The organism is Agrobacterium sp. 5Ca39 (assembly GCF_055382365.1).
Window position 1 is genome coordinate 765740 of sequence record NZ_AP026437.1, and the last position, 25773, is coordinate 791512.

The 25773-nt window shown below is 59.2% G+C and carries 24 protein-coding genes; 10 read left to right on the top strand and 14 right to left on the bottom strand.

What is annotated here, in order from left to right; genetic code table 11:
• Nucleotides 1–23: 23 nt before the first annotated feature.
• From uxuA to ACZ47E_RS17285, 7 genes are all read right to left on the bottom strand, one after another.
• On the bottom strand, nt 24–1232 hold the full coding sequence (gene uxuA, locus ACZ47E_RS17255) for a mannonate dehydratase (RefSeq protein ID WP_112765382.1): 1209 nt from the start codon (nt 1230–1232) through the stop codon (nt 24–26).
• Complete coding sequence (locus tag ACZ47E_RS17260) at nt 1229–2296, bottom strand: L-idonate 5-dehydrogenase (protein WP_112765418.1); 1068 nt, start codon at nt 2294–2296, stop codon at nt 1229–1231. The genes uxuA and ACZ47E_RS17260 overlap by 4 nt, the downstream gene beginning before the upstream one ends.
• Nucleotides 2297–2365: 69 nt before the next feature.
• Complete coding sequence (locus ACZ47E_RS17265) at nt 2366–3772, bottom strand: TRAP transporter large permease (protein ID WP_112765381.1); 1407 nt, start codon at nt 3770–3772, stop codon at nt 2366–2368.
• 4 nt (nt 3773–3776) lie between these two features.
• Nucleotides 3777–4349 (bottom strand): TRAP transporter small permease, encoded by a 573-nt coding sequence (locus ACZ47E_RS17270; RefSeq protein ID WP_035208172.1) that lies wholly within the window; start codon nt 4347–4349, stop codon nt 3777–3779.
• A gap of 60 nt (nt 4350–4409) precedes the next feature.
• Entirely contained in the window at nt 4410–5384 is a 975-nt protein-coding gene (locus ACZ47E_RS17275) for a sialic acid TRAP transporter substrate-binding protein SiaP (RefSeq protein ID WP_004438795.1), read from the bottom strand.
• 62 nt (nt 5385–5446) lie between these two features.
• On the bottom strand, nt 5447–6163 hold the full coding sequence (locus ACZ47E_RS17280; protein ID WP_004438798.1) for a FadR/GntR family transcriptional regulator: 717 nt from the start codon (nt 6161–6163) through the stop codon (nt 5447–5449).
• 368 nt (nt 6164–6531) lie between these two features.
• A complete protein-coding gene (locus tag ACZ47E_RS17285) occupies nt 6532–7218 on the bottom strand; it encodes an HAD family hydrolase (RefSeq protein ID WP_045534486.1) in 687 nt (228 codons plus the stop codon).
• A 406-nt stretch (nt 7219–7624) separates the two neighbouring features.
• Between ACZ47E_RS17285 and minC the strand changes: the two genes are divergently transcribed.
• Genes minC through minE form a run of 3 tightly spaced genes read left to right on the top strand, consistent with a single transcriptional unit; the run spans nt 7625 to nt 9461 of the window.
• Nucleotides 7625–8353, top strand: a complete 729-nt coding sequence (minC, locus tag ACZ47E_RS17290; protein ID WP_022563707.1) for a septum site-determining protein MinC — start codon at nt 7625–7627, stop codon at nt 8351–8353.
• A 35-nt stretch (nt 8354–8388) separates the two neighbouring features.
• On the top strand, nt 8389–9204 hold the full coding sequence (gene minD / locus ACZ47E_RS17295; protein ID WP_004438810.1) for a septum site-determining protein MinD: 816 nt from the start codon (nt 8389–8391) through the stop codon (nt 9202–9204).
• A complete protein-coding gene (minE, locus tag ACZ47E_RS17300; RefSeq protein ID WP_004438814.1) occupies nt 9201–9461 on the top strand; it encodes a cell division topological specificity factor MinE in 261 nt (86 codons plus the stop codon). The genes minD and minE overlap by 4 nt, the downstream gene beginning before the upstream one ends.
• Before the next feature lie 39 nt (nt 9462–9500).
• Here the strand turns inward: minE and ACZ47E_RS17305 are convergent, their stop codons facing one another.
• The 3 genes from ACZ47E_RS17305 to ACZ47E_RS17315 form a co-directional block, all read right to left on the bottom strand.
• Nucleotides 9501–10403 (bottom strand): amino acid ABC transporter substrate-binding protein, encoded by a 903-nt coding sequence (locus ACZ47E_RS17305; protein ID WP_112765380.1) that lies wholly within the window; start codon nt 10401–10403, stop codon nt 9501–9503.
• A gap of 69 nt (nt 10404–10472) precedes the next feature.
• The gene (locus ACZ47E_RS17310) at nt 10473–11366 is read right to left on the bottom strand and encodes an amino acid ABC transporter substrate-binding protein (RefSeq protein ID WP_108081225.1); all 894 of its coding nucleotides are present in this window, start codon (nt 11364–11366) and stop codon (nt 10473–10475) included.
• 29 nt (nt 11367–11395) lie between these two features.
• Nucleotides 11396–13738: an EAL domain-containing protein gene (locus ACZ47E_RS17315; protein ID WP_112765379.1), complete on the bottom strand. Its 2343-nt coding sequence runs from the start codon at nt 13736–13738 to the stop codon at nt 11396–11398.
• Nucleotides 13739–14040: 302 nt separating this feature from the next.
• Between ACZ47E_RS17315 and ACZ47E_RS17320 the strand changes: the two genes are divergently transcribed.
• Nucleotides 14041–15399, top strand: coding sequence for an amidase (locus ACZ47E_RS17320; protein ID WP_112765378.1), 1359 nt, complete (start codon nt 14041–14043; stop codon nt 15397–15399).
• Between the two features lie 133 nt (nt 15400–15532).
• Here the strand turns inward: ACZ47E_RS17320 and ACZ47E_RS17325 are convergent, their stop codons facing one another.
• Genes ACZ47E_RS17325 through ACZ47E_RS17335 form a run of 3 tightly spaced genes read right to left on the bottom strand, consistent with a single transcriptional unit; the run spans nt 15533 to nt 18543 of the window.
• Nucleotides 15533–16174, bottom strand: coding sequence for a ThuA domain-containing protein (locus ACZ47E_RS17325; protein WP_003506506.1), 642 nt, complete (start codon nt 16172–16174; stop codon nt 15533–15535).
• 17 nt (nt 16175–16191) lie between these two features.
• Nucleotides 16192–17292, bottom strand: a complete 1101-nt coding sequence (locus tag ACZ47E_RS17330; protein WP_107340042.1) for a Gfo/Idh/MocA family protein — start codon at nt 17290–17292, stop codon at nt 16192–16194.
• A 51-nt stretch (nt 17293–17343) separates the two neighbouring features.
• Nucleotides 17344–18543 (bottom strand): ROK family transcriptional regulator, encoded by a 1200-nt coding sequence (locus ACZ47E_RS17335; RefSeq protein ID WP_004438840.1) that lies wholly within the window; start codon nt 18541–18543, stop codon nt 17344–17346.
• A gap of 196 nt (nt 18544–18739) precedes the next feature.
• Here ACZ47E_RS17335 and ACZ47E_RS17340 point away from each other — a divergent pair, with 196 nt between their 5' ends.
• The 6 genes from ACZ47E_RS17340 to ACZ47E_RS17365 all read left to right on the top strand — a co-directional run bounded on the left by ACZ47E_RS17340 (nt 18740) and on the right by ACZ47E_RS17365 (nt 25385).
• Complete coding sequence (locus ACZ47E_RS17340; protein WP_034498157.1) at nt 18740–20041, top strand: extracellular solute-binding protein; 1302 nt, start codon at nt 18740–18742, stop codon at nt 20039–20041.
• A 67-nt stretch (nt 20042–20108) separates the two neighbouring features.
• Entirely contained in the window at nt 20109–21047 is a 939-nt protein-coding gene (locus ACZ47E_RS17345; RefSeq protein WP_004438845.1) for a carbohydrate ABC transporter permease, read from the top strand.
• Complete coding sequence (locus ACZ47E_RS17350; protein ID WP_022563716.1) at nt 21040–21888, top strand: carbohydrate ABC transporter permease; 849 nt, start codon at nt 21040–21042, stop codon at nt 21886–21888. Before ACZ47E_RS17345 ends, ACZ47E_RS17350 begins: the two co-directional genes overlap by 8 nt.
• A gap of 17 nt (nt 21889–21905) precedes the next feature.
• Nucleotides 21906–22979 carry an ABC transporter ATP-binding protein gene (locus tag ACZ47E_RS17355; protein WP_006697244.1) on the top strand — a complete coding sequence of 358 codons (1074 nt, stop codon included), beginning with the start codon at nt 21906–21908 and terminating at the stop codon, nt 22977–22979.
• A 144-nt stretch (nt 22980–23123) separates the two neighbouring features.
• Nucleotides 23124–24176: a sugar phosphate isomerase/epimerase family protein gene (locus ACZ47E_RS17360; RefSeq protein WP_112765417.1), complete on the top strand. Its 1053-nt coding sequence runs from the start codon at nt 23124–23126 to the stop codon at nt 24174–24176.
• A gap of 21 nt (nt 24177–24197) precedes the next feature.
• Nucleotides 24198–25385, top strand: coding sequence for a Gfo/Idh/MocA family protein (locus ACZ47E_RS17365; RefSeq protein WP_035208184.1), 1188 nt, complete (start codon nt 24198–24200; stop codon nt 25383–25385).
• An 86-nt stretch (nt 25386–25471) separates the two neighbouring features.
• Here ACZ47E_RS17365 and ACZ47E_RS17370 read toward each other — a convergent pair whose 3' ends face one another.
• Entirely contained in the window at nt 25472–25723 is a 252-nt protein-coding gene (locus ACZ47E_RS17370) for a hypothetical protein (RefSeq protein ID WP_112765376.1), read from the bottom strand.
• Between the last annotated feature and the right edge of the window lie 50 nt (nt 25724–25773).

Consider the following 25773-nt stretch of genomic DNA (forward strand, 5'->3'; position numbering starts at 1 on the left):
ACATCCCCTGCGGTCAGTTCCGATTAGCCATTCCCATTCGCGAGACCGAAGCGGCTGTGTGACAGCGTCCGCTCGATGCCGCGCAGTTCCGCCAGCCCCTTCAGCCTGCCGATGGCGGGATAACCGGGCTGCGCGCCGCGCGTCAGGTCGTCAAGAATTTCCTGCCCGTGATCCGGCCGCATCGGAATGGTGTGGTCTTCACGGCCCTCGGCGCGTCGACGGGCTTCTTCGGTGATCAGGGCGGCAATGACGGCGACCATGTCGGTTCCGCCTTCCAGATGTTCGTCCTCGAAGAAGGAGCAGGGCACGGTGTCCGTGTCGCGCGTCACGTTGCGCAGGTGCACGAAATGGATTCGATCTGCAAAACGGCTGGCGATAAAGGGCAGGTCGTTATCCGCACGCGCACCGAGAGAGCCGGTGCAGAGCGTGACGCCGTTGGCGCGGCTGTCGACCTGCGACAGCATATGGGCGTAATCCGCCTCCGTTGAAAGAATACGCGGCAGGCCGAGAAGCGGCCAGGGCGGATCATCGCCATGGGCGCAGATGTTGATGCCGACGTCTTCGGCAACCGGCGTCACCTCGGAGAGAAAGTCGATCAGGTTCTGCTGCAGCCTTTCGCGATTAACGCCATGGTAGGAACGCAGCTTTTCGATGAGTTCCGGCAGGGTATAACCATCCGCCGAGCCGGGCAGGCCAGCACCGATATTGCGCGATAGCGCGATGATTTTTGTGTCGGGCATCTCGGTGAACCGCTTTGCCGCATCCTCCAGCAACCAGTCAGGATAATCCCGCGTCGCGTCCGGGCGCTTGAGAATGTGAATATCAAAGGCAGCGAAATCGGTGAGGTCGAAGCGCATCGCTTTCGCGCCGTGTTTCGTTTCCCAGCGCAGGTCAGTGCGGGTCCAGTCCAGCACGGGCATGAAGTTGTAACAGACAGTGCGGATGCCTGACGCCGAGAGGCGGCGCAGCGTTTCCTGCCAGTTGGCGATATGGGTTTTCCAGTCGCCCGTCTGGGTCTTGATGGACTCGGAGACGGGCACGCTTTCCACCACGTCCCAATAAAGCCCGCCGGCTTTGATGGCCTCATGCCGCCTGGTTATTTCGTCCACCGGCCAGACATCGCCGGTGGCGATGTGGTGCAACGCGCTGACAATGCCTTCCGCACCCGCCTGAGCCGCATCCTGAACCGTGACCTTGTCGACCGGGCCGAACCAGCGCCATGTATGTCTCATCTTTCGTCCTCAAAAATTCCGTCTGCGGAAAAAGTCAGTTGCACCTTGCAGGCGGTGGAGCGGTCTCCGGCCTGCTCGAATGCGGCCTTCGCCTCATCAAGCGGGAAGCTGTGGGAAATGATCGGCCGCACATCGATCTTGCGCGTTGAGATCAGCCCGGCGGCGATGGTGAATTCGTCGTGGAAACGCTGCGAACCGCGCCAGAGGATTTCCTTACCCACCAGCGCATTGAGCGGAATGGTGATGTCGCCGGTGACGCCGACCTGTACGATCGTGCCGCGCGGGCGCACGCAGGCAAAGGCGGTACGAAGCGCAGGGGCTGCTGCCGAGCAGTCGAAGATGACGTCGAAGTAGCCTTTGTTCTCCTGATACGGCAGAAGGGCATCGGCATCTGTTGCAGCGTTGATTGAGCGATCAGCACCCATGGCCGGCGTGCGTTGCAAGGCTGCATCGGTAAGATCCGTAGCGACGATGACGCCTGCTCCCGCGTGGCGGGCAGCTGCGATGGTGAGAAGGCCAATAGGTCCCGCCCCGGTCACAAGCACTTTTGCCCCTCTAAGGTCGCCGGCCTGAATCACGGCGTGCAGGCAGACGGCGAGCGGTTCGGTGCAGGCAGCCTCCGCGGGCGAGGTCGCCTCCGAAAATGTCGCGCATTGTTTGGCGGGAACCACCAGCCGGTCGCGAAACATGCCCTGTTCGTGCGGCAGGCGCATGGCGCTGCCCATGAAGCGCATGTCGAGGCAATGGATCGGCTGGCCCTTCAGGCAGAACTGGCAATGGCCACAGGGTTGCGAGGGATTAACGGCGACGAGCTGGCCGATGGCGAGCCCGCTGACGCCTTTCCCCAGCGCCCGCACATGGCCGGATGCCTCATGCCCGGAGATGATTGGTTCGCGCACCCTGACCGGGCCAAAACCGCCATCTTGAAAATAATGGAGATCGGAGCCGCAGATGCCACCCGCTGCCATGGCGAGCAGCACCTCGCCGGGTCCCGGCTCAGCGAGATTCTCTGTTTCGACGCGAATGTCCTTCTCGCCGTATAGACGTGCCACGCGGGTCTGCATGACCATGCCCTCATGTCTTGATATGGAATGATGATCCCGCGCAGCGAACCGCGCGGGCAGGGTGCCTCGTCAGCGGATCAGGCCCATTTCGGTCGGCAGCCACAGGGTGATTGCCGGAACGAACGTGATCAACAGCAGCGCCACGAATAGCGGCACCAGCCAGGGCAGGATGGCCATGGTCGTGCGTTCGACGGAGAGTTTCGCCACGCGCGAGAGCACGAACAGCACCATGCCGAGCGGCGGATGCAGCAGACCGATCATCAGGTTGAGCGTGATGATGAGGCCGAAATGCACCGGATCGATATGAAACTGCAGCACGAGCGGCAGAAGGATCGGCACGAGGATGGTGATGGCCGCAATCGTATCGAGGAAGCAGCCCACGAACAGCATCAGGAGATTGACCAGCACAAGGAAAATCCACTTGCTGTCCGTGATCGTCAGGATCGCCGCCGACAGGAGCTGCGCTGCCTGGCTGACGGTCAGCAGCCATGCGAAGACCGAGGCCGCCGCGACGATGAAGAGCACCGATGCGGTGGTTTCGATCGTGTCGAAGGTCGATTTCGCCAGCGTCTTGAAGGTCATCGTGCGATAGCGGACGAGGCCGAGAAACAGCGACCAGAGCACGGCGGCGACGGCTGCCTCCGTCGGTGTGAACCAGCCCATGGTCATGCCGCCGATCAGGATCACGGGCGTCATCAGCGCCATCACGGCGGAGAAGTCGAAATACCAGTCGCAGGCGAGCAGGATGACCAGTACGATCAGGATCGACAGGTTGAGGGAAAGGCCGAGCGCCGTGAGGATGTAGATGCCGAGTGGCACCATCATGACGATAAGGACTTCCAGTGACGCGCCGAAAATGGTTCTGAGGTTAAACGGCGTATCTGAGCCCCAGCCCTTGATATAGGCGAACACGGCAACCGTGATCATCATCAGAAGCGTCATGACGACGCCCGGAACGATGCCGGCCATGAACAGCGCGCCAATCGAGACATTAGCCATCATGCCGTAGATGACGAAGGGCAGCGATGGCGGGAAGATCGGGCCGAGCGTTGCGGAAGCGGCAGTGACGCCGACGGCCGCTTCGACCGGATAACCGTGGTCCTTCATGGCCTTGATCTCGATGGTGCCGATACCGGCCGCATCTGCAAGCGCGGTGCCCGACATGCCGGAAAAGATCACCGAACCGATGATGTTGACCTGGGCGAGACCACCCTTCATCCAGCCGACGAGCGCGACGGCGAAGGAATAGATACGTCCTGTCACGCCTGCCGTATTCATCAGGTTGCCGGCAAGGATGAAAAATGGCACGGCCAACAGCGGGAAGCTTTCCACACCCGCGATCAGGCGCTGCGCCGCTATGATATCGGGCGCGACATTATAAAACACGATGTAGAGCAGAGAAGCCGAGGCCATGGAAATGGCGACTGGCAGGCCGATCACCATCAGGAGAAGAAAGGAGCCGATGAGAAGCAGCATGCGATCAATCCCCCGCGCTCTGGAATTCTTCGGGCCGCTCCAGCACGGAATAACCACGCTGCATATTGGCGATGAAGACCTGTACCGACCGGAAGAACATCAGAACGAAAGCGGCCAGAACCGTATAAAAGACGATGCTGCGCGGTAGGGCCACGGTGACCATCTCCTCATCCGCGACGATTTCCATGTAGCGCCACATCAGCCAAGAGGTGTAGGCGAAGAACAGGATCCGCAGCACATCGACGAGGATCGACATGGCGCGGGCCACCTGCGGCGGCACGTAGTGATAAAGCACATCCACCTGGATGTGGCGCGACATGCGCACGCACATGACCGAACCTAAAAAGACGACGCCGATCAGGCAGTTGACGGCGATTTCTTCCGTCCAGGCGTAGCTGTCATTGAGTACGTAGCGGGTGAAGAACTGGAGGAACACGCAACCTGTCATCAGCCAGAAGAGGCCAAGCGTGACCCAGTCTTCGAATGAATAAACCTTGAGATCGACCTCCGGCGGCGCCTCGTCGAACGTATGGGCGAGTTCCTCAGGCGTGACCTGAGTATGAATTTCCTGCGACATTGAGATATCCCGTCTGGAGAGAAAGGGCGGTGCGGCAAGAGGGCCGCACCGGATCTTGCTTCACTTGACGGCGCGAATGGCTTCCCAGTCGGCCTTGTCGTAACCGAAATCCTCGAACTTCACTTTTTCGAGGACGTTCTTCTCGAAGTCGGCCTTGTCGACTTCGGCGACGGTCAGGCCGCGCTTCTTGAAGTCCTCGACGAGGCTTTTCTCGCGGCCTTCGATGGTCTTGGTGGTGCGCTCGGCGGCCTGCTGCATGACTTCGGTGAAGATTTTCTTGTCTTCATCTGAGAGCTTGGACCACAGGTTCTTCGAGATCACCGTGTTGAGGTGGTCGACGATATGGCCTGTCAGGACGATGTTCTTCTGCACTTCGAAGAACTTCTTTGCCTCGATGGTTGTCAGCGGGTTTTCCTGCGCATCGACGGTGCCATTCTGGAGCGCCAGATAGACTTCCGCGAAGGCAATCGGCGTGGTGTTCGCGCCGCAGGCGCGTGGCATGGCGAGATAGGCGGGAACATCAGGCACGCGCATTTTCAGCCCGCCCATGTCGGCGCAGGTGGCAATCGGCTTGTTCGATGTTGTGTGGCGTGTGCCGTAATAGCTGACGGCAGCGATATGGTTGCCGGTCTTGTCTTCGTAACCCTTGGCGAGCCGCTTGAAGATATCGCTTTTGGTATAGGCGATCAGATGGCTCGGATCGCGGAAGATGTAAGGGAAATAGGTGACGCCGATCGGCTTGAAGTCACGCGCGGCAAAGCTCGACCCGGAAATGATGATATCAACCGTGCCGATCTTCAGGCCCTGATTGATATCGGCTTCCTTGCCGAGCTGCGAGGCCGGAAAGACATCGATCTTGTAGCGGCCATCGGTGCGCTTGGCGATCTCTTCCGCGGCCCAGACCGAATCCGTATGGAACGGCTCTGAGGTCTCGTAGACATGTGCCCATTTCAGTGCGGTCTGCGCCTGCGCCGCAAGCGCCGAGAGCAGGATGGCCGCTGTTGCGCCCATCAAAGTCGACAATCTGATTTTCATTCTTAACTCCTCCCGAATTAAAGCCAGATTTCCGTTTTTCCCGTCGCCGGTTGTGGCGGCGGTTATTCTTCTCCGAGCGTTTCCTCCCCGAAACTTTCGGAAAATCTCTTCTGCGACAGCGTCAGATGCTGCCGCATCGCCTCCCGGGCACCTTCCGGATCGTTCGCGGCAATGGCGTCGCGGATGACCCGGTGTTCCTGCACGGCGAGGTTCCAGGTGTGCGGACCTTCGAAATAGCTGGCGAGCTTTTCGAAAAAGGGTGACAGGCTGCGCTCGTCATAGATCAGGCCGGTAAAGCGGTTGAGCGCCGAGTTGCCGATGATGTCGGCGATGGCGGTGTGAAAGGCCCGGTCGAGATTGAGCGCCTGCGGTGAATTGTCGAGTGCGCCGGCCATGCGCTCGATGATGTCATCCAGTTTGACGATGCATTCCGGCGTGGCGAGCCGTGCGGCTTCCTCCGCGATAGCGCTTTCGATGATGCAACGCGCCTGCAGGATTTCGAAAGGCCCATGCGCATCCGGCACTGTTGGCTTTTCTTTCCCCTGTTTGCCGGTTGCGTTTACATAAACGCCCGAACCCATGCGAATATGGATATGGCCTTCCACTTCAAGAACGATAAGCGCTTCCCGCACCGTGGGGCGTGATACGCCGAAGCGTTCCGCAAGGTCGCGTTCCGCCGGCAGGCGCTGACCGTCCGTCAGTTCCCCGCTTTCGATGAGCAAGCGAATTTGTTCCGCAACCAGCCGGTAAAGGCGGCGCGGCTCAAGAGCCACAAACATGATGTCCTCCCAGCGCGAAAGTCTCCCCCAATCGCGCAAGCGGTAAGATTGTCTTACCAATTTCATTAGGGCGCATTTGGGCGACGCTGTCAATTAGACGTTAATGAAAAATATACGGAGGTCGTCAGGAGGCTCAGCGGGGCGGTATTGTCACGCTCCCCGGGGCTCTGGCTCCCGGGGGTTCTGCCATTTCCTCATTCTGTCCGCGAGCTGGCCGGGCAGCCGGATTCCTTGGGTGGAGAACGACGGCAAAGTCGCAAACTTTGCCTCTCTCAATGTTTTGGATGATGTCGGGGCGCGATGGCTTGCCAGCAGTTCGCGACATCGGCTGGCAAGCGATCGCTTCTTTCCCTTTGAGGGCAGGCTTTTCAGCCCCTGCCCGTCGCCAGCTTCAGGCCGTCTTTACCGTCGATAATTACATTCACCTCACCATAGCCGCCAATGGAAAGGTGTGGCGTCTCGATAGGATGCAAATGGGTGGCGTTGATGACCACCACTGACGCCCCCATGTTTTCCCCCGCCTGGATGCCGGCGGGGGCGTCCTCGAAGACAATGCAGTCTTGCGGTGATACGCCGAGCTTTTCGGCCGCTTTTCGATAGCCTTCAGGATCGGGTTTGCCGTTCACCACGTCTTCCGCACAGATCATGACAGGCGGCGGTGCAATGCCCGCCGCAGCGAGCCGGCGTTCAGCCAGTTCACGTACGGCCGACGTCACGATAGCCCACTTGCCCGCCGGCAGCGACTGTAGGAAAGCGCCGGCGCCCGGTATCTGAACAATGCCATCCACATCATCCATCTCTGCACGAAGGATCATTTCGGCCTGCTCATCCACGTCGAGACCCGGAATGGCCTCACGGCGGATAACTTCCGAAGCTCGCATGCCGTGAATGCGCTGCAGGAAGGCATTCGGCTCGATGCCATTCGCCACTGCCCACTCCCGCCATACGCGCTCGACGACGGCGATCGAATTGACGAGTGTGCCATCCATGTCGAACAGGAAGGCCGCAAACTGTTGCGAAAAAATCTGCTTTTGCGGCGGGACTTTGCTGTGCATATCATTCTTCCGTTGAACTGTCGGCCTCGCCTGTCTCTACAGTATTGTCAGGCATAACGGAATCGTTTTTCGGCCGCCAAGGGCCGATGGTCATCTGCTGCGGGTGGGAGATGTTGTCCCGGAATCGGAGGCGGTCAGACTCACGCGAGTCGAGGTCGTCGGCAGGCAGGGCGGCGGTGAACAGAGCCACACCCGGAGTCAGCCTGCAGCAAGGATGCGCTGTTATCCTTTGCCTTCATATGCCAGGGAAGGTACCGGATTCAAAGGGATAACAGATGTTATTGAAGGTTCTGCATGAGAGTTTCGAAAGCGGAATTTTCTTAACGATTTCCCTCTCTTGAGGGTGGCGTTAACTATTTGTTAACCATATTCGAGGTACCTAATTGTCAACGATTTGTTTACCAAGATGACCAAAGTGCTAACAGACCAGCGTTCCATCCGCATCAAAGGCCGCTCCTTCCTCGCAGTCGTCCTGTCCCCCGAAGCTCCGGTCGCTCAATGGCTGGAAAGGCTCGATGATCTCGCGGCGCGTTCGGCGGGCTTCTTCCTGTCGCGGCCGGTGGTCCTCGATGTTTCGGAACTGTCGCTCGACAAGGCGGGTCTGAAGGACCTGCTGGCGGCGCTCAGGGAGCGCAATGTCGGCATCATGGGCATCGAGGGCGTTCGTCCCTCGATGATCGAGCCGGGCATGCCCCCATCGCTGAAGGGCGGAAAGCCGGCTTCCGATGTCGAGGTCGAGCCGGTCGCCGTGGTTGCCGAATTGCCGGAGGAAAAGCCCCGTACATCGGGTGAAATCCGCGCCGTCGTGCAGTCGCTCGTCATCAACGAGCCCGTGCGCTCCGGCCAGTCGATCATGTTTCCCGAAGGTGACGTGACCGTCATCGGCTCGGTCGCCTCGGGGGCGGAGATCATCGCTGGCGGTTCGATCCATGTTTATGGCGCGCTTCGCGGGCGGGCCATGGCCGGTTCGCTCGGCAATGTCTCTGCGCGCATCTTCTGCCGCAAGCTGGAGGCCGAGCTTCTGGCAATCGACGGCGTCTACAAGGTGGCTGAGGACATTGACGACAAGCTGCGCGGGCAACCCGTTCAGCTCTGGCTGGAAGACGATACGATCAAGGCCGCAAAACTCGGCTGATAACAGATAAACACGCACGAACAGGAGAGAGCCATATGGGGAAGGTAGTCGTTGTAACTTCCGGCAAGGGCGGGGTCGGCAAGACCACCTCGACCGCAGCGCTTGGCGCCGCATTGGCGCAGAATAAAGAGAAGGTCGTGGTTGTCGATTTCGATGTCGGTCTGCGCAACCTCGATCTCGTCATGGGTGCTGAACGCCGCGTGGTCTACGATCTCGTCAACGTTATTCAGGGCGATGCCAAGCTGACGCAGGCGCTGATCCGCGACAAGCGCCTGGAGACGCTGTTCCTGCTGCCCGCCTCGCAGACGCGGGACAAGGACAATCTGACGCCGGAAGGTGTCGAATGGGTTATCAACGAGTTGAAGAAGCACTTCGACTGGGTGATCTGCGACAGCCCCGCCGGCATCGAGCGCGGCGCGACGCTGGCCATGCGCCATGCAGATGTGGCTGTGGTCGTTACCAATCCTGAAGTCTCCTCGGTGCGCGACAGCGACCGCATCATCGGCCTGCTCGATTCAAAGACGCTGAAGGCCGAGCGCGGCGAGCGCATGGAAAAACACCTTCTCATTACCCGCTATGATTCTGCGCGTGCGGAGCGGGGTGATATGCTGAAGGTCGACGACGTTCTCGAAATCCTGTCGATCCCGTTGATTGGCATCATTCCCGAGAGTTCGGATGTGCTGCGCGCCTCCAACGTCGGTGCGCCGGTCACGCTCGCAGATGCCCGTTGCGCGCCGGCCATGGCCTATTTCGACGCTGCCCGCCGCCTATCGGGGGAAGATATTCCGGTGGTTATTCCGGGCGAAAAGCGTGGCATCTTCTCCAAGATCTTCGCAAGGAGGGCTGCATGAGTCTCTTCAATCTTTTTCGCAAACAGAAGTCGGCACCGCTTGCGCGTGAGCGCCTGCAAGTGCTGCTCGCCCATGAGCGGGCCTCATCGGGCTCTGATCTTGTCGCCATCCTGCGGGAAGAAATTCTCGGCGTCATTGCCAAGCATGTACAGATCGACGGCGACCGTGTGCACGTGAAGATGGATCGCGACGAACATTTCTCGATTCTCGAGATCGACGTCGAAATTCCGCTCGGCGCAGATCTCCGCGCCGCGTGACATAGGCATGAAAGACGCCGCCCCAACCGGGGCGGCGTTTTATTGCGCGGTCGTATCCACGGGATTTCGAAACGCGTCAGCGAGATCGTCCGGAAGCGGGCGCTGAAGGTTCATCCCGTTCGGCGGGATCGGAGCGTTGAACCATTTCTCGTAGATTTTCTCGATTTCACCGCTCGCATAGATTTCACCCAGGGCCTCGTTGACGGCATCTCTGAAACCGGTATCGCCGTGGCGAAGCATCAGGCCGTAGGGTTGAGGTGGCGCAAGATATTCATTTGAAATTGCGTAATCCTCAGGCCTGCCTGTTTCGGCGACGAAGGATCGCAGAAGAATATCGTCCATGACGAAAGCCGAAGCACGGTTTTCCGTCACCATCTCGAAACCGCCTTCGGTGCTGTCATTTTGCAGCACGGCGATGTTCAGCCCCAGTTTGCGATTGAGCACGTTCAACTGGCCGATATTGATGGTTCCCGTCGTTACCACCACGGTACGCCCGGCAAGATCCGCGACGGTATTCAGGCCGCTCGATTTCAGCGCCACGTATCGCGTACCGGTGATGAAGTGGCTGTAGGAGAACCATACGGCCTTGCGCCGTTCTTCCGTGTTCGTGCTCGCCACACATTCCATGTCGATCGTGCCGTCATTGAGAAGCGTGATCCGATTGCTGGGCGTGCGTTTGACGAAGTCGACCTTCAGTCCCGGCAAATCCAGTTTTTCCCTGATGGAATCCACCACCTTGAGGCAAAGCTCGATGCTGTAGCCGATCGGCTCCGGGCCGGTGCCGAGATACGAAAAGGGGATATTGCGATCGGCATAACCCAGCCGGATGATACCGGTTCTAGCAATGGTCTCGAGTGTCGGCGGCTGCACTTCCTGCCCGGCCGCATAAGTGGATAAAAGGCTAAAAATTCCTAATGCAAGCCATAATGTCGATCTCTGCATCGCGCATCTCCAGCTAAAGTATCTGTCGAAACGTGTTTTCATGAAAATGGAGGCGGGGGTGCGAGCACCTTAATCCTGATATTCTTTCGGTTGTTCGTAGGCCTGTCTCAGAGCTGCTGCCATCGGCAGGTTCAGATTCATGCCGTTTGGCGGAATGGGTCTGGTGAACCATTTTTCATAGAGATCATGAATGGCGGGGCCAGTGAAAATCCGTTTCAGACTGTCGTTGACGACCGCCTTGAAGGCCGGGTCGTCGCGACGGAAGACCAGCCCATAGGGTTCGGGTGCGCTCAGCGTCTCCTCGGAAAGCGCATAAAGATCCGGATTTTCAGATGTCGCCGCCAGCGCCGCCAGCAGGATACCATCCATCACGAAAGCCGAAGCCTTGCCGGAAACGACGAGGGCGAAGGCTTCCTCGTTGGTTTTCGTCGGCATGACGGAGATATTAAGGTTCTTCTCGCGGTTCACGGCATTGAGCTGCTCAATATTAACGGTTCCGGAGGCGGATGTGACTGACCTGCCTGCCAGATCGGCGAGGCTTTTCAGATTGTCCTGCTTGCGCGAGAGAAACTGTGTTGCCGTCATGAAATTCGGATAGGAAAAGTCCACGATCCTGCGACGGTCGCTATTATTGGTCGTGGCGGCGCATTCGATATCGATCTGACCGCCGCGGACAAGGATGAAGCGGGTGGCGGGCGTGGCCTTGACATATTCGACGTCGAGCTTGTCGAGTTTCAGGGACTTGCGAATGTCCTCGCTGATCGTCCTGCAGAGATCGGTTGAGAAACCGGTCACTTCTCCGTTCGGCAGCTGATAGGAAAAGGGAGGTTCAGCCTCACGATAGCCGATGCGGATTTTTGCGGTCCTGGCGATCTGCTGAAGCGTGTCGCCTTCACCGGCGGCCTGCAGCGGGGTGAGGGGGGCAAAGCATGTGAGGAAAAGGCAATAGACTGCAATACGCATTTATGTCCTCTTGGCCGGCGGCCGGTTTCTCAAATCGCTTTTTGTGAAGGGCAATAGGTTTCCTGTGTCGGTCGTCCGGCATCGTGGCCCGTTTGCGCGGCTCGATCGGCGATTTCGGTTCTTCCCACTTGGACGATGACCGCACGGTTTTTTAGAACCTGCGCAAGCGGTGCAGGCTCGGCGAAATAATAGCCCTGGGCCTCGTCGCATCCGGAAAGTTTGAGCACCTCGACTTGCTCCATGTTTTCCACCCCCTCGGCGGTCACCTTCAGCCCGATCTGTTCGGCCATGTCGATGACGGTGTTGACGATAGCCGAACACATGGGATTGGTCGGAAGGCCGGAAACGAATTCGCGGTCGATCTTGATCTTGTCGAAAGCGACGTGGGTGAGCGTGCTGAGCCCCGCATAACCGGTGCCGAAATCATCAAGCGCGAGGCGGACGCCTCTTTCCTTCAGCATTTTTAGAACGCGCGTGCTGCTGTCGCGCTCAAGCATGGCCGTTTCCGTCACTTCCAGCTCAAGCCGTTCGGCCGGGAATCCGGATGCTTCAAGCGCCCGGTCCACAATGGGGACGATATCGTCATTGCAAAGCTGAACGGCGGATAGATTGACGGCAAGTCTGATATCCTTCGGCCAGGTCATTGCATCCATGCAGGCCTGCGCCAAAACCCACTCGCCCAAGGGCCTGATGAAGTTGTTTTCTTCCGCAAGCGCGATGAAGCGGTCCGGAGAGATCAGGCCAAGCTTGCTGTGGCGCCAGCGGGCAAGCGCTTCATACGCGACGATGCGGCCGCTCTGCAGATTGACCACGGGTTGGTAATGCAGCTCGAACTCATGGTTTTCGAGGGCGGATTTCATGTCTATTTCCAGCGCGTGCTTGTGCTGCGCAGCCATGTCCATGCCTGGCTCATAGAAGACGAAATAGCCGCAACCCATGGATTTCGCCCGGTAAAGGCCGAGATCGGCATGTTGCAGCAGCTGTGTGGCCGATGTGCCGTGACCGGGCGCACAGGCGATGCCGATGCTGGTATCGATGCTGATGTCGCTGCCTTCGAGCGCGAAACTGCGCGACACGGCATGCACCACCCGCGCTGCCAGCATCGCCGCATCGCTCTCAAAGTCGCCGCTTGTCGACTGTATGATCGCGAATTCATCGCCGCCCAGGCGGCTCACCATGTCGTTTTCTCCGAGGACGGAGGAGATCCGCGAAGCGACAGCCACCAGCAGGGCGTCGCCGGCCGCGTGCCCGAGCGTGTCGTTAACGGCCTTGAAACGGTCGAGGTCCAGCAGCATGACATTGAACAGCTGGCCGGACGCGGAGAGATGCTCAAGGCGGTTTTCCAGCGTCTTCATCAGCAGCACCCGGTTTGGAAGCCCGGTCAGCGCATCGTGATGGGCCATGTGCTCCATTTGCTGCGCCATGTCGCGTATCTGCCGCAGGCGTCCGCGTTCCAGAACGGCTTCGCGCAGCGTCTCGATGGCGGTTGCCATGTCGCCGATTTCATCCCGTCGATCCTGAAAGGGGGTTGCGACATCGGTTTCCTCGCGGGCGATCCGCAGGGTCGCCTGCACCAGCGCCGGTACGGGTTTCAGGAAATGCCGCGCGATCACCGTTACCAGAACACCTGTCACGGTCAGCACCACGATCAGCGCGATGAGCGAATTGTAGATCAGTTTGCGCTGCGCACCATAAAGCGCATCCGAACCACCGATGCTGACGGCGACCGCGCCGATCGGCTTTTTCGTCTCCGTACTGATGATCGGCAGCAGGCCGATATAGTGGCTGGAGTCGCCTATGGTTGCAAACCCCGTCGCGAAGCGCGCCGCCACGGCATCTCTGGCGAAGATCGGGTCGGTAGCGAGCGGTTTTTCATCATCGTCTGTAGCGTTGTCGAAGGCGGCTGCGATCTGCCTGAAACCGGAATCGGCGTCATCATAGCGGAACAGCCAGACGGCATTTTTCGTCTGGGCGCCTATGAGCGCGAGAACATCGCTTGGATTGAAGCCCGTAACGAGAATGGATTCATCGTCGCCGATGGGCTTGTCGGTCAAAATGCCGTTGACCTGGCCATCGGCATCAGCCGTTACGCTGACATAGGTGTAGATGCTTCGAAGGGTGGCGCTGGCAATCTGGGAGTTGACGCGAGCCTGATTGAGCCACTGTTCGCTGGCGGCGGCAACGAACATGTACCAGCCCACAAGCGCGCCGATGCTGTAGGCGAAAATCACCCCACCCAGGAAAATCAGGGTGATCTTGCTGGCGAGCGAGCGCCGCCGCGACGACCGGCCCTTTTCCGGCGGCGTCGTTGAGCGAAGCATGTGGCCGGGCTCTACCTGTCTATCCATCCCCCGATAGGCAGTCTCTTCCATTCGCGATAGTCCCCCGCGATGTCGCGTTATGATTGTTTTATGGAATTTTTATAGGGCATGCACTTCAATGGTGTCTGCTAAATAATTCAACAAAGTTTAGATGCGATTAAGAATTAATCCGTCTTTTTACAGTCGCTGCTTATATAAGTTGTCCTTCCTTGCACTTCAGGTTGAGAAATAGACTCTGGCAGCCGAGTTCCAGTGGCGGCAACGGCCGCCCGGGAAAATCCCGCGACCGGCCTTGCCAAGCCTTGCATAAACGGCATGTTGGGCATCATACGCCGATTTTAGGGAATTTCGTCATGGCTCACAGGGGCAAGAACATCGCGCAGCTTTCCGCTCTCATCCAGGGTGGCCACCTTGATCCGCGCGCCCTGGTGGAAGAGACAGTCGATGCGATCCGTCAGGAGGCCGATCAGGCCATTTTCATAGGGCTGACGGCGGAGCGGGCCGCCGCCGAAGCGGAGGCCGCATCGACACGCATTCGCGAAGGCCGTTCCCGCGGGCTTCTCGACGGCATTCCCGTGGCCTGGAAGGATCTTTTTGATCTGGAGGGAACGGTGACCACGGCCGGATCGACCGTGCTTGCGGATGATGAGCCTGCGTCGCGGGACGCTGATGTGGTGACCGCGCTGAAACAGGCCGGCATGATCTGCATCGGCCGAACGAATATGAGCGAGTTTGCATTTTCCGGTCTTGGCATCAATCCGCATTACGGCACGCCGCGCAATCCCCTTTCCAAGGATGGACACCGTCTGCCCGGCGGCTCCTCCTCCGGTGCGGGCGTGGCCGTGGCGGCCGGTCTGGTGCCGGTGGCGATCGGCACGGATACCGGCGGATCGGTCCGCATCCCCGCCGCTTTCAATGGCGTGGTAGGCTACAAGGCCAGCCGCGGCCGTTATTCGATGCGCGGCGTATATCCATTGGCGAAGAGTCTCGATTCGCTCGGGCCCCTCACCCGCACGGTTCAGGATGCGGTCTGGGTGGATGCCGCCATGCGGGGTAGGACTGCCGCCGATGTGCAGCGCGTGCCACTTTCCAGCCTTTCTCTTGTGGTGCCCGAGACCGTATTTTTCGACGGAATCGAGGACGAAGTCGCGGCCGCTTTCGAGCAGGCGATAGACCGTCTTGTCCGCGCCGGTGCCTCGGTGCGGCGAGAGGCATTCCCGATTTTTTCGGAACTGTTCGAGCTTATCAAGGAAAAGGGCGCGCTGGTGACCGCGGAGGCCTTCGCCCTGCACAAAACCCGGCTGGAAGGTGCTGATGCCGCGCACATGGACCCGCGCGTTGTCGCACGAACGAAGCTGGGGGCCAATATTTCAGTGCCGGATTACATAGCCATCGTCGATGCGCGTGAACGCATGACTGCGGCGTTTTCGGGAATGATGGGGAAAGGCGAACTGCTGCTGTCGCCGACATTGCCGCATGTTGCGGCCAGGGTCGCGCCGCTTCTCCAAAGTGACGATGCTTTTTTCGCCATGAATGCAAAAACCCTGCGCAACACGCAGATCGGTAACTTCTTCGATCTCTGCGGTGTTTCGATCCCCTGTGGAACGGGTGACGCAGGCATGCCGGTCGGTGTGCTGCTTTCAGGCCTGGACGGTACGGATGACCATGTGCTGGGGGCGGCGATGGCGATGGAAGAAATTGTTCGGGCTTGAGGTGTTCATCTTCTCGGCTTGTCGGGAACGTGGAACCTATCCCCCGATATCCTCTGGCCTGTCCCGAGGATTTGCTGCCGATCCTCGGCGCGAGGCCGAGGATGACGTTGCGAGGGAGAGGCTGCCGATAACCTCAACGCGCCGCCCAGTTGGCGCCGCGGCGGAACATGGTTTTCATCTGCGGCACGGAAAATTCCTTGGCCTGGTGGCCGAGCGCCGAATAAAACACGCGGCCCTTGCCGTATTTGCGTTTCCAGACCACCGGCATCACCACGCCGTCGATCCACCAGGCGTGGTCACCGGTGAATTTCGTCGTCGCCAGAACCTCGTTGGAGGGGTCGACATGCATGTAATATTGCTCTGACGTGTAAGGAAAATCGGAAATCCCCTCCATCAGCGGATCGTCAGGGCGGGTGATGTTGACCGTGTAGTCAATGATATTTCCGGGATGGGCGACCCATTGCCCGCCGATCATGAACTGGTATTCCACGCATTCGCGAAAACTGTCGCCCGCGCCACCATGAAAGCCGGCGATGCCGACGCCGTTTTCAACAGCCGCCGTCAGGTTCTTGATTTCTTCCTTCTCGATCTTTGACATGGTGACAATAGGCACAACAAGGCTGAGATCATGCACCGACGGATCGGCGAAAGCCTCGGTGCTGTGCTCGACATAGACCTTGAAACCGTCCTCCTCCAGAATGTCCTTGACGATGGTGGCGCATTCCTGCGGCTCGTGGCCGCTCCAGCCGCCCCAGACGATGAGTGCTTCGCGCATTTATTTCCTCCTCGGGATTATTTGCCGAGCTGGCCGTCGACCAGCGATGTTTCAAGCGGAGCAGGACGTTCCGCCTTGGTGGTGATGGAAACGGTCGTGCCGCTATCTGACGCCGTCTGGAAGGCTTCCATGACTTCCAGCACGTGGAGGGCAAGATCGCCATTGGCGCGGTGCGGACGGTTCTCGCGGATGGCGTAGGCCATGTCGGCGACGCCGATCGAACGGTAATTTCCGTCTGCATAGGGCGAAGACAGGGTCTGCGGCTCGAACTGTCCGCCCTTCTTCAACAATTGCACTTCGCCGCCAAAATGGTTGGGATCGGGGACGATCAGCGTACCTTCCGTGCCGTAGAGTTCCAGCGGCACATGTTTGTGGCCGGCGACATCGAAGCTCATACCCACCTGCACAACGGCGCCATTCTCGAAGGCCAGCACGCCGGACACATGGGTGGCGACATGGACGGGGATCTTTTCGCCGTTCTTTGGCTCACTTGTAATGAGGCGTTCGTTGCGGGGGGCAATGGCAAAACCCGCCACCCTGGCGACCGGGCCGAACAGGTTGACGAGATCGGTGATGTAATAGGGTCCCATATCCAGCATCGGCCCGCCACCAACCTCATAATAGAAGGCTGGGTTGGGGTGCCAGCGTTCATGGCCGGGGCACATGAAGGTGGCGGTGCCGCCCACGGGCTGGCCAAGCACACCCTCGTCGATCAACCGGCGCGCTGTCTGGTGCCCGCCGCCGAGGAAGGTGTCCGGAGCCGAACCGATACGCAGGCTCTTTGCCTTTGCCGCGTCCGCAAGGCGTTTGCCTTCGGCGAAATTGATGCCCAACGGTTTTTCCGAATAGGCGTGCTTGCCGGCGTCCAGCGCGCGCAGACCCACTTCCACATGCGCCTTGGGGATCGTCAGGTTGACGATGATCTCCACCGAGGGATCGGCGAGAAGTGCGTCGATGCTTGCCGCCTGGAGGCCGAATTCGTCGGCGCGGGCCTTTGCCGCCTGCTCGTTCATATCCGCAAGACCGCGAATGTCGAGAATGGGAAACGAAGCCATGGCCTTGAGATAGGCGCTGGAAATGTTGCCGCAGCCAATGATGCCGATGCCGACTTTGTTCATATAATCCTCCCGTAAATCAGAAATGCCTTGGCCTGTGCTTACCCCTGCGGGTTAGAGCGCTGGCCCGGTCGTGTTCCATGGCGATTCGTAAAGTTCGTAAAGCGCAACGGCCGCGGCCCCCTGCGCCCACAATTCGTCGCTTGCAACATCGAAAACCAGTTCCGCCACACCGGCCAGAGATGGCGGCACTGCGGCATTGTAGCTGTTGCGAATGCTGGCGATGAAAGGTTCGCCAAGTTCGAGGCTGGAGCCGGTAATGATGACCCGCGGCGGTGCAAACAGCGTGACGATATTGGCAAGTGTCAGGCCGAGGGCGGCACCGGCTCGCAAGGCGGCCGTGATGAGGTCGTGATCTTCGGCCGCAATCAGCGCATGAGCATGTTGCATGCCACGGCCGAGCCGGATCGCTTCGGCAAAACGCCCATCCGCCGGGCGGGAGCCCAAAATTGCGTTTTCACCGGCCTGGCTCGCCAGCCGCACCGTGCCTTCATTGGCAAGGCCGATGACGAGGTCACCCAGATTGTGGCTGAGACCGCCCGCGCCACGGAAGAGCTGGTTCTGGTGCAGCACGCCAAGGCCGAGCGTCTGTTCCAGCGAAATCAGCACCATGTCTTCGAGATCGCGCGCATGGCCGAACCAGTGATGGGCAAGCGTGATCGCGTGGGCGTCACTTTCGATAATGGTCGGCGAATTCAGCCGTGCTGTCATTTCCTCAGCGAAATTAACATTCACTTCCCGCAAAATCGGGCTGCTTCGAATCTTGCCGGTGCGATGTTCGATGACGCCGGGCAGGCCGAGACAGACCATGTCCACATCCTCAAGCGATAGACCGGCATCGACGACGCAACGTCTTACGCCGTCCTCCACCAGATCGGCGATGACGCCGATGGGCTGACGGTCTACCCGGATCGGCAAGGCAAGCGTGGAGAGTACATTGCCGCAAAAATCGGTGACGACAAAGACCATGCGGTTTGCGGCAATCTTGGCGCCCACAACGCGGGCGGCATCCGGATTCAGTTCCAGCATCACACGCGGTCTGCCGCGCCCACCTTCGGTGCGGATATCGCCCAGGTGCCGGGTCAGGATGAGCCCGTCATCCAAAAGTGAGGCGGTAATGGCGGAAACGGTCGTGGTGGAAAGCTGGGTGCGTTCGCTGATCTCAACGCGGGAAATGGGCCCATGTCGGCGGATGCTGTCCAGCACGCTCAGCCTGTTGATCGCGCGCATTAGTTCGGGGTCTGCGGTCTTCATGGGGTCCTGCTGCGATCAATGCCGGTTCGAGAACCGATTTACGTCGGGTTGCGGATTAAATAACGGTGTAGGGGAGGGGTGTGTCAAGCTGTTCGCGCAAAAAATCGGCATAGTGCCTTGACATTGGGCGAGGGCTAATGTGAATTAATCCGCATTGGGGAATAAATGAGGAAATCCCCGAGGGAGGATCACCATCATGACGATTTGGCACGCAGGCGCAAGCCTGAGCGGCAGGCTGACAGGCTTTGCCGCAACGACAAGCATTGCTCTCATGCTCGGCGCAGCAAGCGCCTCGGCCGCGACGGTCGTTAAATGGATGCATGTTGAGCTGGACCCGAAATCCGTGGCTGTCTGGGAAGAAATTGCCAAGGAATACGAGGCCAAGCACCCCGATGTGGATGTTCAACTGCAGTTCCTCGAAAACGAAGCCTTCAAGGCAAAATTGCCGACCTTGCTGCAATCGAACGATGTTCCGGACTTCTTCTATAGCTGGGGCGGCGGCGTTCTTGAGGAACAGTCCAAAACCGGTGCGCTGAAGGATCTGACGGAGGTTTTCGACGCCGATGGCGGCAAGCTGCGCCAGGCCTATAACGCTTCCGCAATTGACGGCCTGTCTTTCGACGGCAAGGTCTGGGCCGTACCTTATCGTGTCAGCCTCGTCAGCTTCTTCTATAACAAGGAGCTTTTCGCCAAGGCCGGTGTGAAGGCCGAAGACATCAAGACCTGGGCGGACTTCAGCGCGACGGTGAAGAAGATCAAAGACGCCGGCATCGTGCCGATTGCAGGTGGCGGCGGTGAGAAATGGCCGATCCACTTCTACTGGAGCTATCTCGTGATGCGCAATGGCGGCCAGGCCGTGTTTGACGCAGCCCGCAAGGGTGAAGGCGAAGGCTTTATGGATCCGGCGATTATCAAGGCGGGAGAGCAACTGGCCGAGTTCGGCAAGCTCGAACCCTTCCAGCCGGGGTATCTCGGTGCAACCTGGCCACAGGCACTGGGCGTCTTTGGCGATGGCAAGGCCGCAATCATTCTCGGCTTTGACAATACCGAAGCGAACCAGCGCAAGAATGCCGGCGACGGCAAGGGGTTGGCCCCTGAAAATATCGGTCGCTTCGCTTTCCCAGTGGTCGAAGGCGGCGCAGGCAAGGCTACAGACACTCTGGGCGGCCTGAACGGCTGGGCGCTCACCAAGAACGCCTCCAAGGAGGCTGTCGATTTCGCCACCTTCCTGACCAGCAAGGAAAGCGAAGAGAAAATGGCGACCGCCGGTATGATCCTGCCGGTTGCCACAGGGGCTGCCGGTGCGGTGAAGAACCCGCTGCTGGCGGATTCCGCCAAGCAGCTGGCTGCTTCCACCTGGCACCAGAACTTCTTCGACCAGACGCTCGGCGCTGCCGTCGGTCGTGTCGTCAACGATATCTCGGTTGAGATCGTTTCCGGCCAGATGACTGCCGAAGAGGGCGCCCAGCAGATTCAAGACGCATTCGAACTGCGCTGATCTGGTTTCCATGGCGGCGCCGCGAATGTGCGGCGCTGCTTATCTGCCTCCATGAAAGCGGATAGAGATGACGGATATTTCCATGACTTCTGCGTCCATACCGGCGCGCGGCGCGGCCAAGGCCAGGCGCAAGCAAAGTTCGGTCGCGCATGACCGGGCATTGACCCTTCTGGTCTTCCTGCCGCCCGCACTTTTGCTCTTTACCCTGTTTGTCATCCTGCCCATGGGCGAGGCGGCGTGGTACAGCCTTTATCGCTGGAACGGCTACGGCACGCCGACCGATTTTGTCGGCTTGAAGAATTTCCAGGTGCTTTTCGGCAATGCCGCATTCTCGCAGGCCCTGATCAATAACGGCCTCATCATCCTCATTTCGATCCTGATCCAGATTCCGCTGGCCATCTGGCTCGCCATGATGCTGGCGCACCGCATTCCCGGTGTCGTCGCCTTCCGGCTGGTATTCTTCCTGCCTTACGTTTTGGCTGACGTCGCGGCGGGTCTGATCTGGCGTTTCGTTTATGATGGCGATTATGGCCTGTTTGCCGCCATTTCCAATTTCTTCGGTTTCGCCAATCCCTATGTGCTGGCTGACAAGGATGTGGCGATCTATGCCGTGCTCGGCGTCATCGTCTGGAAATATTTCGGTTTCCACATGATGTTGTTCATCGCCGGCCTTCAATCCGTCGACAAGAACGTGTTGGAAGCGGCCGAAATCGACGGCGCGTCCGGCTGGCAGAAATTCCGTTACGTCACGCTGCCGATGCTGGGCTCCACGGTGCGCCTTTCCGTCTTCTTCGCGGTCATCGGCTCATTGCAGCTGTTCGACATGATCATGCCGCTGACCGGCGGTGGCCCGTCCAACTCCACGCAGACCATGGTCACCTTCCTCTACACCTACGGCGTCATGCGCATGCAGGTGGGGCTTGGCAGCGCGGTTGGCGTCGTTCTCTTCGTCATCTGCGTGACGCTCGCCTTCGGTTACAAAAGGATTTTCATGCGCCATGACTGACACATCCACTTCCGTCCGCATGCCGCTGCAAACCAAGCTTTATCTCTATATTTCATTGAGCCTGATTGCGGCCATCGTGCTCATCCCGCTTCTGACGACGGCGCTCGGTGGCTTCAAGACGCTGGGAGACCTGCGCGTTAACCCGTTCGGAATTCCGGCCGAATGGCAATGGGCCAATTACGGCGATATCCTGCTTGGCAAACGCTACTGGCTGCAGATTTTCAATTCGCTCGTCATCGCACTGCTGACGGTGTTCCTGACGCTGACAGTTTCGGCCATGGCGGCCTTCACTTTCGCGCATGTGAAGTTCTTTGGCTCGTCTTTCCTGCTCAATTATTTCCTGCTCGGGCTGATGTTCCCGGCGGCCACAGCCATTCTGCCGCTCTTCATCCGCATTCGCGATCTTGGCCTGCTCGATACCTATTGGGGCGTGGTGCTGCCGCAGGTGGCCTTTGGCCTCGGCATGAGCATTCTCCTGTTCCGCAATTACTTCCGTAATCTGCCCGACGAGCTGTTTCAGGCGGCCTTTGTGGATGGCTGCGGCTATCTGCGCTTTTTCTGGCATATTTCCGTGCCGCTTTCGCGGCCGATCGTGGCGACCGTTGGCATCGTTTCCTTTGTCGGCAGCTGGAACAGCTACATCCTGCCGCTGATCATGCTGAATTCGGAATCGAAATATCCCTGGCCGCTCGGCATCATGGTTTATCGCGGCGAATTCGGCACGGAGTGGCAGCTCGTTCTCGCCTTCATCACGCTGACGATCCTGCCGACCGTCATCGTCTTCTTCCTCGCACAGAAACACATCATCGCGGGCCTGACGGCCGGTGCCGTCAAATCGTGACGTGAAAGGAGCAAAATATGGCTTCCGTCGAACTTAGAGAGATCCGCAAGTCCTATGCCGCGCTCGATGTCATTCACGGCATATCGCTCGATATTGCTGATGGAGAATTCATCGCGCTGGTCGGCCCTTCCGGTTGCGGCAAATCCACCCTGCTGCGCATGATCGCCGGGCTGGAAGAAATCACCGATGGCGATATTCTCATCGGCGACAAGGTGGTCAACGGCATGACCCCGCGCGAGCGCAACATCGCCATGGTGTTCCAGTCCTACGCGCTTTACCCGCATATGACGGTGGCTGAAAACATGGGCTTCAATCTGAAGCTTGCCGGCCAGCCGAAAAACGTCATTGAAGAGCGTGTTGCGGAAGCTGCCCGTATGCTTGATCTCGGCAAGCTGCTGGACCGCAAGCCGTCGCAGCTTTCCGGCGGCCAGCGCCAGCGTGTCGCCATGGGCCGCGCTGTCGTTCGCAACCCCGCTGTCTTCCTGTTCGATGAGCCGCTCTCTAACCTCGATGCCAAGCTGCGCGTGCAGATGCGCAGCGAAATCAAGGCGCTGCACCAGAAGGTCGGCACGACCTCCATCTATGTCACCCATGACCAAATCGAGGCTATGACTCTGGCCGACCGGGTCGTGGTGCTCAATCACGGCCGCATCGAGCAGCAGGGCACACCGCTTGAGCTTTACAAGACGCCGGCAAATCTCTTCGTCGCCGCCTTCATCGGTTCGCCCGCGATGAACCTTATAGAAGGCGTGGTGGATGGCGAGGGTGACCAGCCCGCCGCCCGGCTGAAGGACGGAACCGCGATCCGCATTGCCGCCTCCCGCAAGGTCAAGCGCGGCCAGCCCGTGACGATCGGGCTTCGCCCCGAACATATCGGTTCCGCGATTGGGGGAGATATCTCGCTTACCGGCAGAACGGTGCTGGTGGAGCCAACCGGCGCGCAGACCCATGTGGTCTTCGAATTGGCGGGCGATCAAGTCACGGCAGTGGTGGATGGTGAGCAGCCGGTGAAGGTCAACACCCCCTTTGCCGCCACCGTGCACCATGAGCGCGTGCACGTCTTCGACAGGGCGAGCGGACTGGCGCTTTAAGTGCCCAGATGTTCTTGATGAAATGCTGAAATTCTCTTGCCCCTTCGCTTTTGGGGCTTGTCTGAAAATCACGAGCGGTTAGCTTGGTGATTGGGAAAAAAGCGGAGTTACCGCGCAACTGTATCGATGCAGGAGGAGATTTTTATGAGAACGATCAAGGGACCGGGTCTTTTTCTCGGTCAGTTCGCCGGTGATGCGGCCCCCTTCAACAGCTGGGACGGCATTACCAAATGGGCGGCGGAAAAAGGCTATGCCGGCGTGCAGGTGCCGACCTGGGCCGGGCAGCTGATCGATCTCAAGAAAGCGGCGGAATCGAAGGACTATTGCGACGAATTCGCCGGTGTCGCGCGCCAGAACGGTGTGGAAGTGACCGAGCTTTCCACCCACTTGCAGGGCCAGCTTGTTGCGGTTCATCCAGCCTATGACGAGGCTTTTGACGGTTTTGCCGCACCGGAAGTGCGTGGCAACCCGAAAGCGCGTCAGCAATGGGCGGTGGAGCAGGTGAAGTTTGCGCTGAAAGCCTCCAGAAATCTCGGCATCAAGGCGCATGCGACCTTTTCCGGCGCGCTCGCCTGGCCTTTCGTCTACCCGTGGCCGCAACGCCCGGCCGGTCTTGTAGAAACAGCCTTTGACGAACTTGCCAAACGCTGGACGCCGATCCTCAATTATGCCGATGAGCAGGGTGTGGATGTCTGCTATGAAATCCACCCGGGTGAAGATCTGCATGATGGCGTCACATTCGAGATGTTCCTGGAACGGGTGAGGAACCACCCCCGTGCCAACATGCTCTACGACCCCTCGCATTACGTGCTGCAATGCCTCGATTATCTCGATAATATCGATATCTACAAAGACCGCATCAAGATGTTCCATGTCAAGGATGCGGAGTTCAACCCGACCGGACGGCAGGGCGTTTACGGTGGGTATCAGGGCTGGGTGGAACGGGCCGGCCGCTTCCGTTCGCTGGGCGACGGGCAGGTCGATTTCGGTGCGATTTTCTCGAAAATGGCCGCCAATGATTTCGACGGCTGGGCCGTGGTCGAGTGGGAATGTGCGCTGAAACATCCTGAAGACGGCGCCCGCGAAGGGGCTGAATTCGTCAAGGCGCATATCATCCGCGTCACGGAAAAAGCCTTTGACGATTTCGCATCTGGTGGCACCGACGATGCGGCCAACCGCCGTATGCTTGGGCTTTGAGAGCATTGCAGAGGAAACATTATGGCTATTGAAGGAAAGACAACCGACAAGGCGAACAAGCGGATTCGCCTTGGCATGGTGGGCGGCGGCTCGGGTGCCTTTATCGGTGGTGTTCACCGCATGGCGGCGCGGCTCGACAACCGTTTCGATCTCGTGGCAGGGGCGCTGTCTTCGACCCCGGAAAAATCCCTCGCCTCCGGTCGTGAACTGGGGCTCGATCCCGAGCGTTGCTACGGCTCGTTCGAGGAGATGGCCGAAAAGGAGGCGCTACGCGAGGATGGCATAGAGGCGGTGGCGATCGTCACGCCCAACCACGTGCATTATCCGGCGGCGAAGGCGTTTCTGGAGCGTGGCATCCATGTCATCTGCGACAAGCCGCTGACCTCCAATCTGGAGGACGCCAAAAAGCTGAAGGACGTCGCCGACAAGGCCGATGCGCTATTCATCCTGACGCATAATTACACCGGCTATCCGATGGTGCGGCATGCACGGGAACTGGTGGAATCCGGCGCTCTCGGCACGATCCGTCTGGTGCAGATGGAGTATCCGCAGGACTGGCTGGCGGAACCCATCGAGCAGACGGGTGCCAAACAGGCTGTCTGGCGCACCGACCCGGCCCAATCCGGTGCGGGTGGTTCCACAGGCGATATCGGCACGCATGCCTATAATCTCGGCTGCTTCATTTCCGGTCTGGAAGTCGACGAACTGGCGGCAGATGTGCATACCTTTGTCGAAGGCCGCCGGCTGGACGACAATGCGCATGTGATGCTGCGTTTCAAGCCGAAGGGTGGCAAGCAGCCGGCAAAGGGGCTGCTCTGGTGCAGCCAGGTTGCGGTCGGCCACGAAAACGGGCTGAAAGTTCGTGTGTATGGTGACAAGGCCGGCATCGAATGGACGCAGGCCGACCCGAACTATCTCTGGTTCACGAAGCTTGGCGAGCCGAAGCAGTTGATCACCCGCGGCGGTGCCGGGGCAGGGGCTGCCGCAGCACGCGTCACCCGCATCCCTTCCGGCCACCCGGAAGGTTATCTCGAAGCCTTCGCAACGATCTATACCGAGGCGGCGCATGCCATCGAAGCCCGCCGCACCGGCTCGGTGCTCGACAAGGCCGTGATTTACCCGACCGTCGATGATGGCGTAAAGGGTGTCGCCTTTGTTACGGCCTGCATCGAGTCCGGCAAGAAGAACGGTGGCTGGGTGAAGCTCTGAGGCGAGTTGCAGCGTATTTCTTCTCCCCGCCACGGGGAGAAGAAAAAAGCTGATGTGCTAGCCCTTCATAGACTGGGGCACAAAACTCAGTGATAAGCGCTGGACGATATCGACTCCACACGTTGCGTCACGGGGCAGCCGTCCTGGATTTTGGTCCAGGAGGAAACGTTGAGTTTCATCTCGCAGCGGGCCAGATAGGACCCGCCATCGACTCTGAGGCAGGACGTCTGGCCGAGCTGAAAAATGACACCGCGATTTCGGCATTTGCAATTATGGGCATCCGCCAAAGCTGGGATAAGGGCGATGGCCAAGCCAAGTATGAGCACTCCAGGACGCATGGCTGAGGCTCCAAAGGATATCTCGCCAGATTACTCCTGTCCGAGAGCAT

Bases quoted from the DNA above. Each gene is read 5' to 3' on its own strand.
- ACZ47E_RS17280 (WP_004438798.1), bottom strand. From the start codon at position 6,163: ATGTTTGTGGCTCTTGAGCCGCGCCGCCTTTACCGGCTGGTTGCGGAA.
- uxuA (WP_112765382.1), bottom strand. From the start codon at position 1,232: ATGAGACATACATGGCGCTGGTTCGGCCCGGTCGACAAGGTCACGGTT.
- ACZ47E_RS17345 (WP_004438845.1), top strand. From the start codon at position 20,109: ATGACGGATATTTCCATGACTTCTGCGTCCATACCGGCGCGCGGCGCG.
- ACZ47E_RS17285 (WP_045534486.1), bottom strand. From the start codon at position 7,218: ATGCACAGCAAAGTCCCGCCGCAAAAGCAGATTTTTTCGCAACAGTTT.
- minE (WP_004438814.1), top strand. From the start codon at position 9,201: ATGAGTCTCTTCAATCTTTTTCGCAAACAGAAGTCGGCACCGCTTGCG.
- minD (WP_004438810.1), top strand. From the start codon at position 8,389: ATGGGGAAGGTAGTCGTTGTAACTTCCGGCAAGGGCGGGGTCGGCAAG.
- ACZ47E_RS17335 (WP_004438840.1), bottom strand. From the start codon at position 18,543: ATGAAGACCGCAGACCCCGAACTAATGCGCGCGATCAACAGGCTGAGC.
- ACZ47E_RS17355 (WP_006697244.1), top strand. From the start codon at position 21,906: ATGGCTTCCGTCGAACTTAGAGAGATCCGCAAGTCCTATGCCGCGCTC.
- ACZ47E_RS17325 (WP_003506506.1), bottom strand. From the start codon at position 16,174: ATGCGCGAAGCACTCATCGTCTGGGGCGGCTGGAGCGGCCACGAGCCG.
- ACZ47E_RS17270 (WP_035208172.1), bottom strand. From the start codon at position 4,349: ATGTCGCAGGAAATTCATACTCAGGTCACGCCTGAGGAACTCGCCCAT.
- ACZ47E_RS17330 (WP_107340042.1), bottom strand. From the start codon at position 17,292: ATGAACAAAGTCGGCATCGGCATCATTGGCTGCGGCAACATTTCCAGC.
- ACZ47E_RS17265 (WP_112765381.1), bottom strand. From the start codon at position 3,772: ATGCTGCTTCTCATCGGCTCCTTTCTTCTCCTGATGGTGATCGGCCTG.
- ACZ47E_RS17315 (WP_112765379.1), bottom strand. From the start codon at position 13,738: ATGGAAGAGACTGCCTATCGGGGGATGGATAGACAGGTAGAGCCCGGC.
- ACZ47E_RS17365 (WP_035208184.1), top strand. From the start codon at position 24,198: ATGGCTATTGAAGGAAAGACAACCGACAAGGCGAACAAGCGGATTCGC.
- minC (WP_022563707.1), top strand. From the start codon at position 7,625: ATGACCAAAGTGCTAACAGACCAGCGTTCCATCCGCATCAAAGGCCGC.
- ACZ47E_RS17320 (WP_112765378.1), top strand. From the start codon at position 14,041: ATGGCTCACAGGGGCAAGAACATCGCGCAGCTTTCCGCTCTCATCCAG.
- ACZ47E_RS17350 (WP_022563716.1), top strand. From the start codon at position 21,040: ATGACTGACACATCCACTTCCGTCCGCATGCCGCTGCAAACCAAGCTT.
- ACZ47E_RS17360 (WP_112765417.1), top strand. From the start codon at position 23,124: ATGAGAACGATCAAGGGACCGGGTCTTTTTCTCGGTCAGTTCGCCGGT.
- ACZ47E_RS17260 (WP_112765418.1), bottom strand. From the start codon at position 2,296: ATGCAGACCCGCGTGGCACGTCTATACGGCGAGAAGGACATTCGCGTC.
- ACZ47E_RS17275 (WP_004438795.1), bottom strand. From the start codon at position 5,384: ATGAAAATCAGATTGTCGACTTTGATGGGCGCAACAGCGGCCATCCTG.
- ACZ47E_RS17340 (WP_034498157.1), top strand. From the start codon at position 18,740: ATGACGATTTGGCACGCAGGCGCAAGCCTGAGCGGCAGGCTGACAGGC.
- ACZ47E_RS17370 (WP_112765376.1), bottom strand. From the start codon at position 25,723: ATGCGTCCTGGAGTGCTCATACTTGGCTTGGCCATCGCCCTTATCCCA.
- ACZ47E_RS17310 (WP_108081225.1), bottom strand. From the start codon at position 11,366: ATGCGTATTGCAGTCTATTGCCTTTTCCTCACATGCTTTGCCCCCCTC.
- ACZ47E_RS17305 (WP_112765380.1), bottom strand. From the start codon at position 10,403: ATGCAGAGATCGACATTATGGCTTGCATTAGGAATTTTTAGCCTTTTA.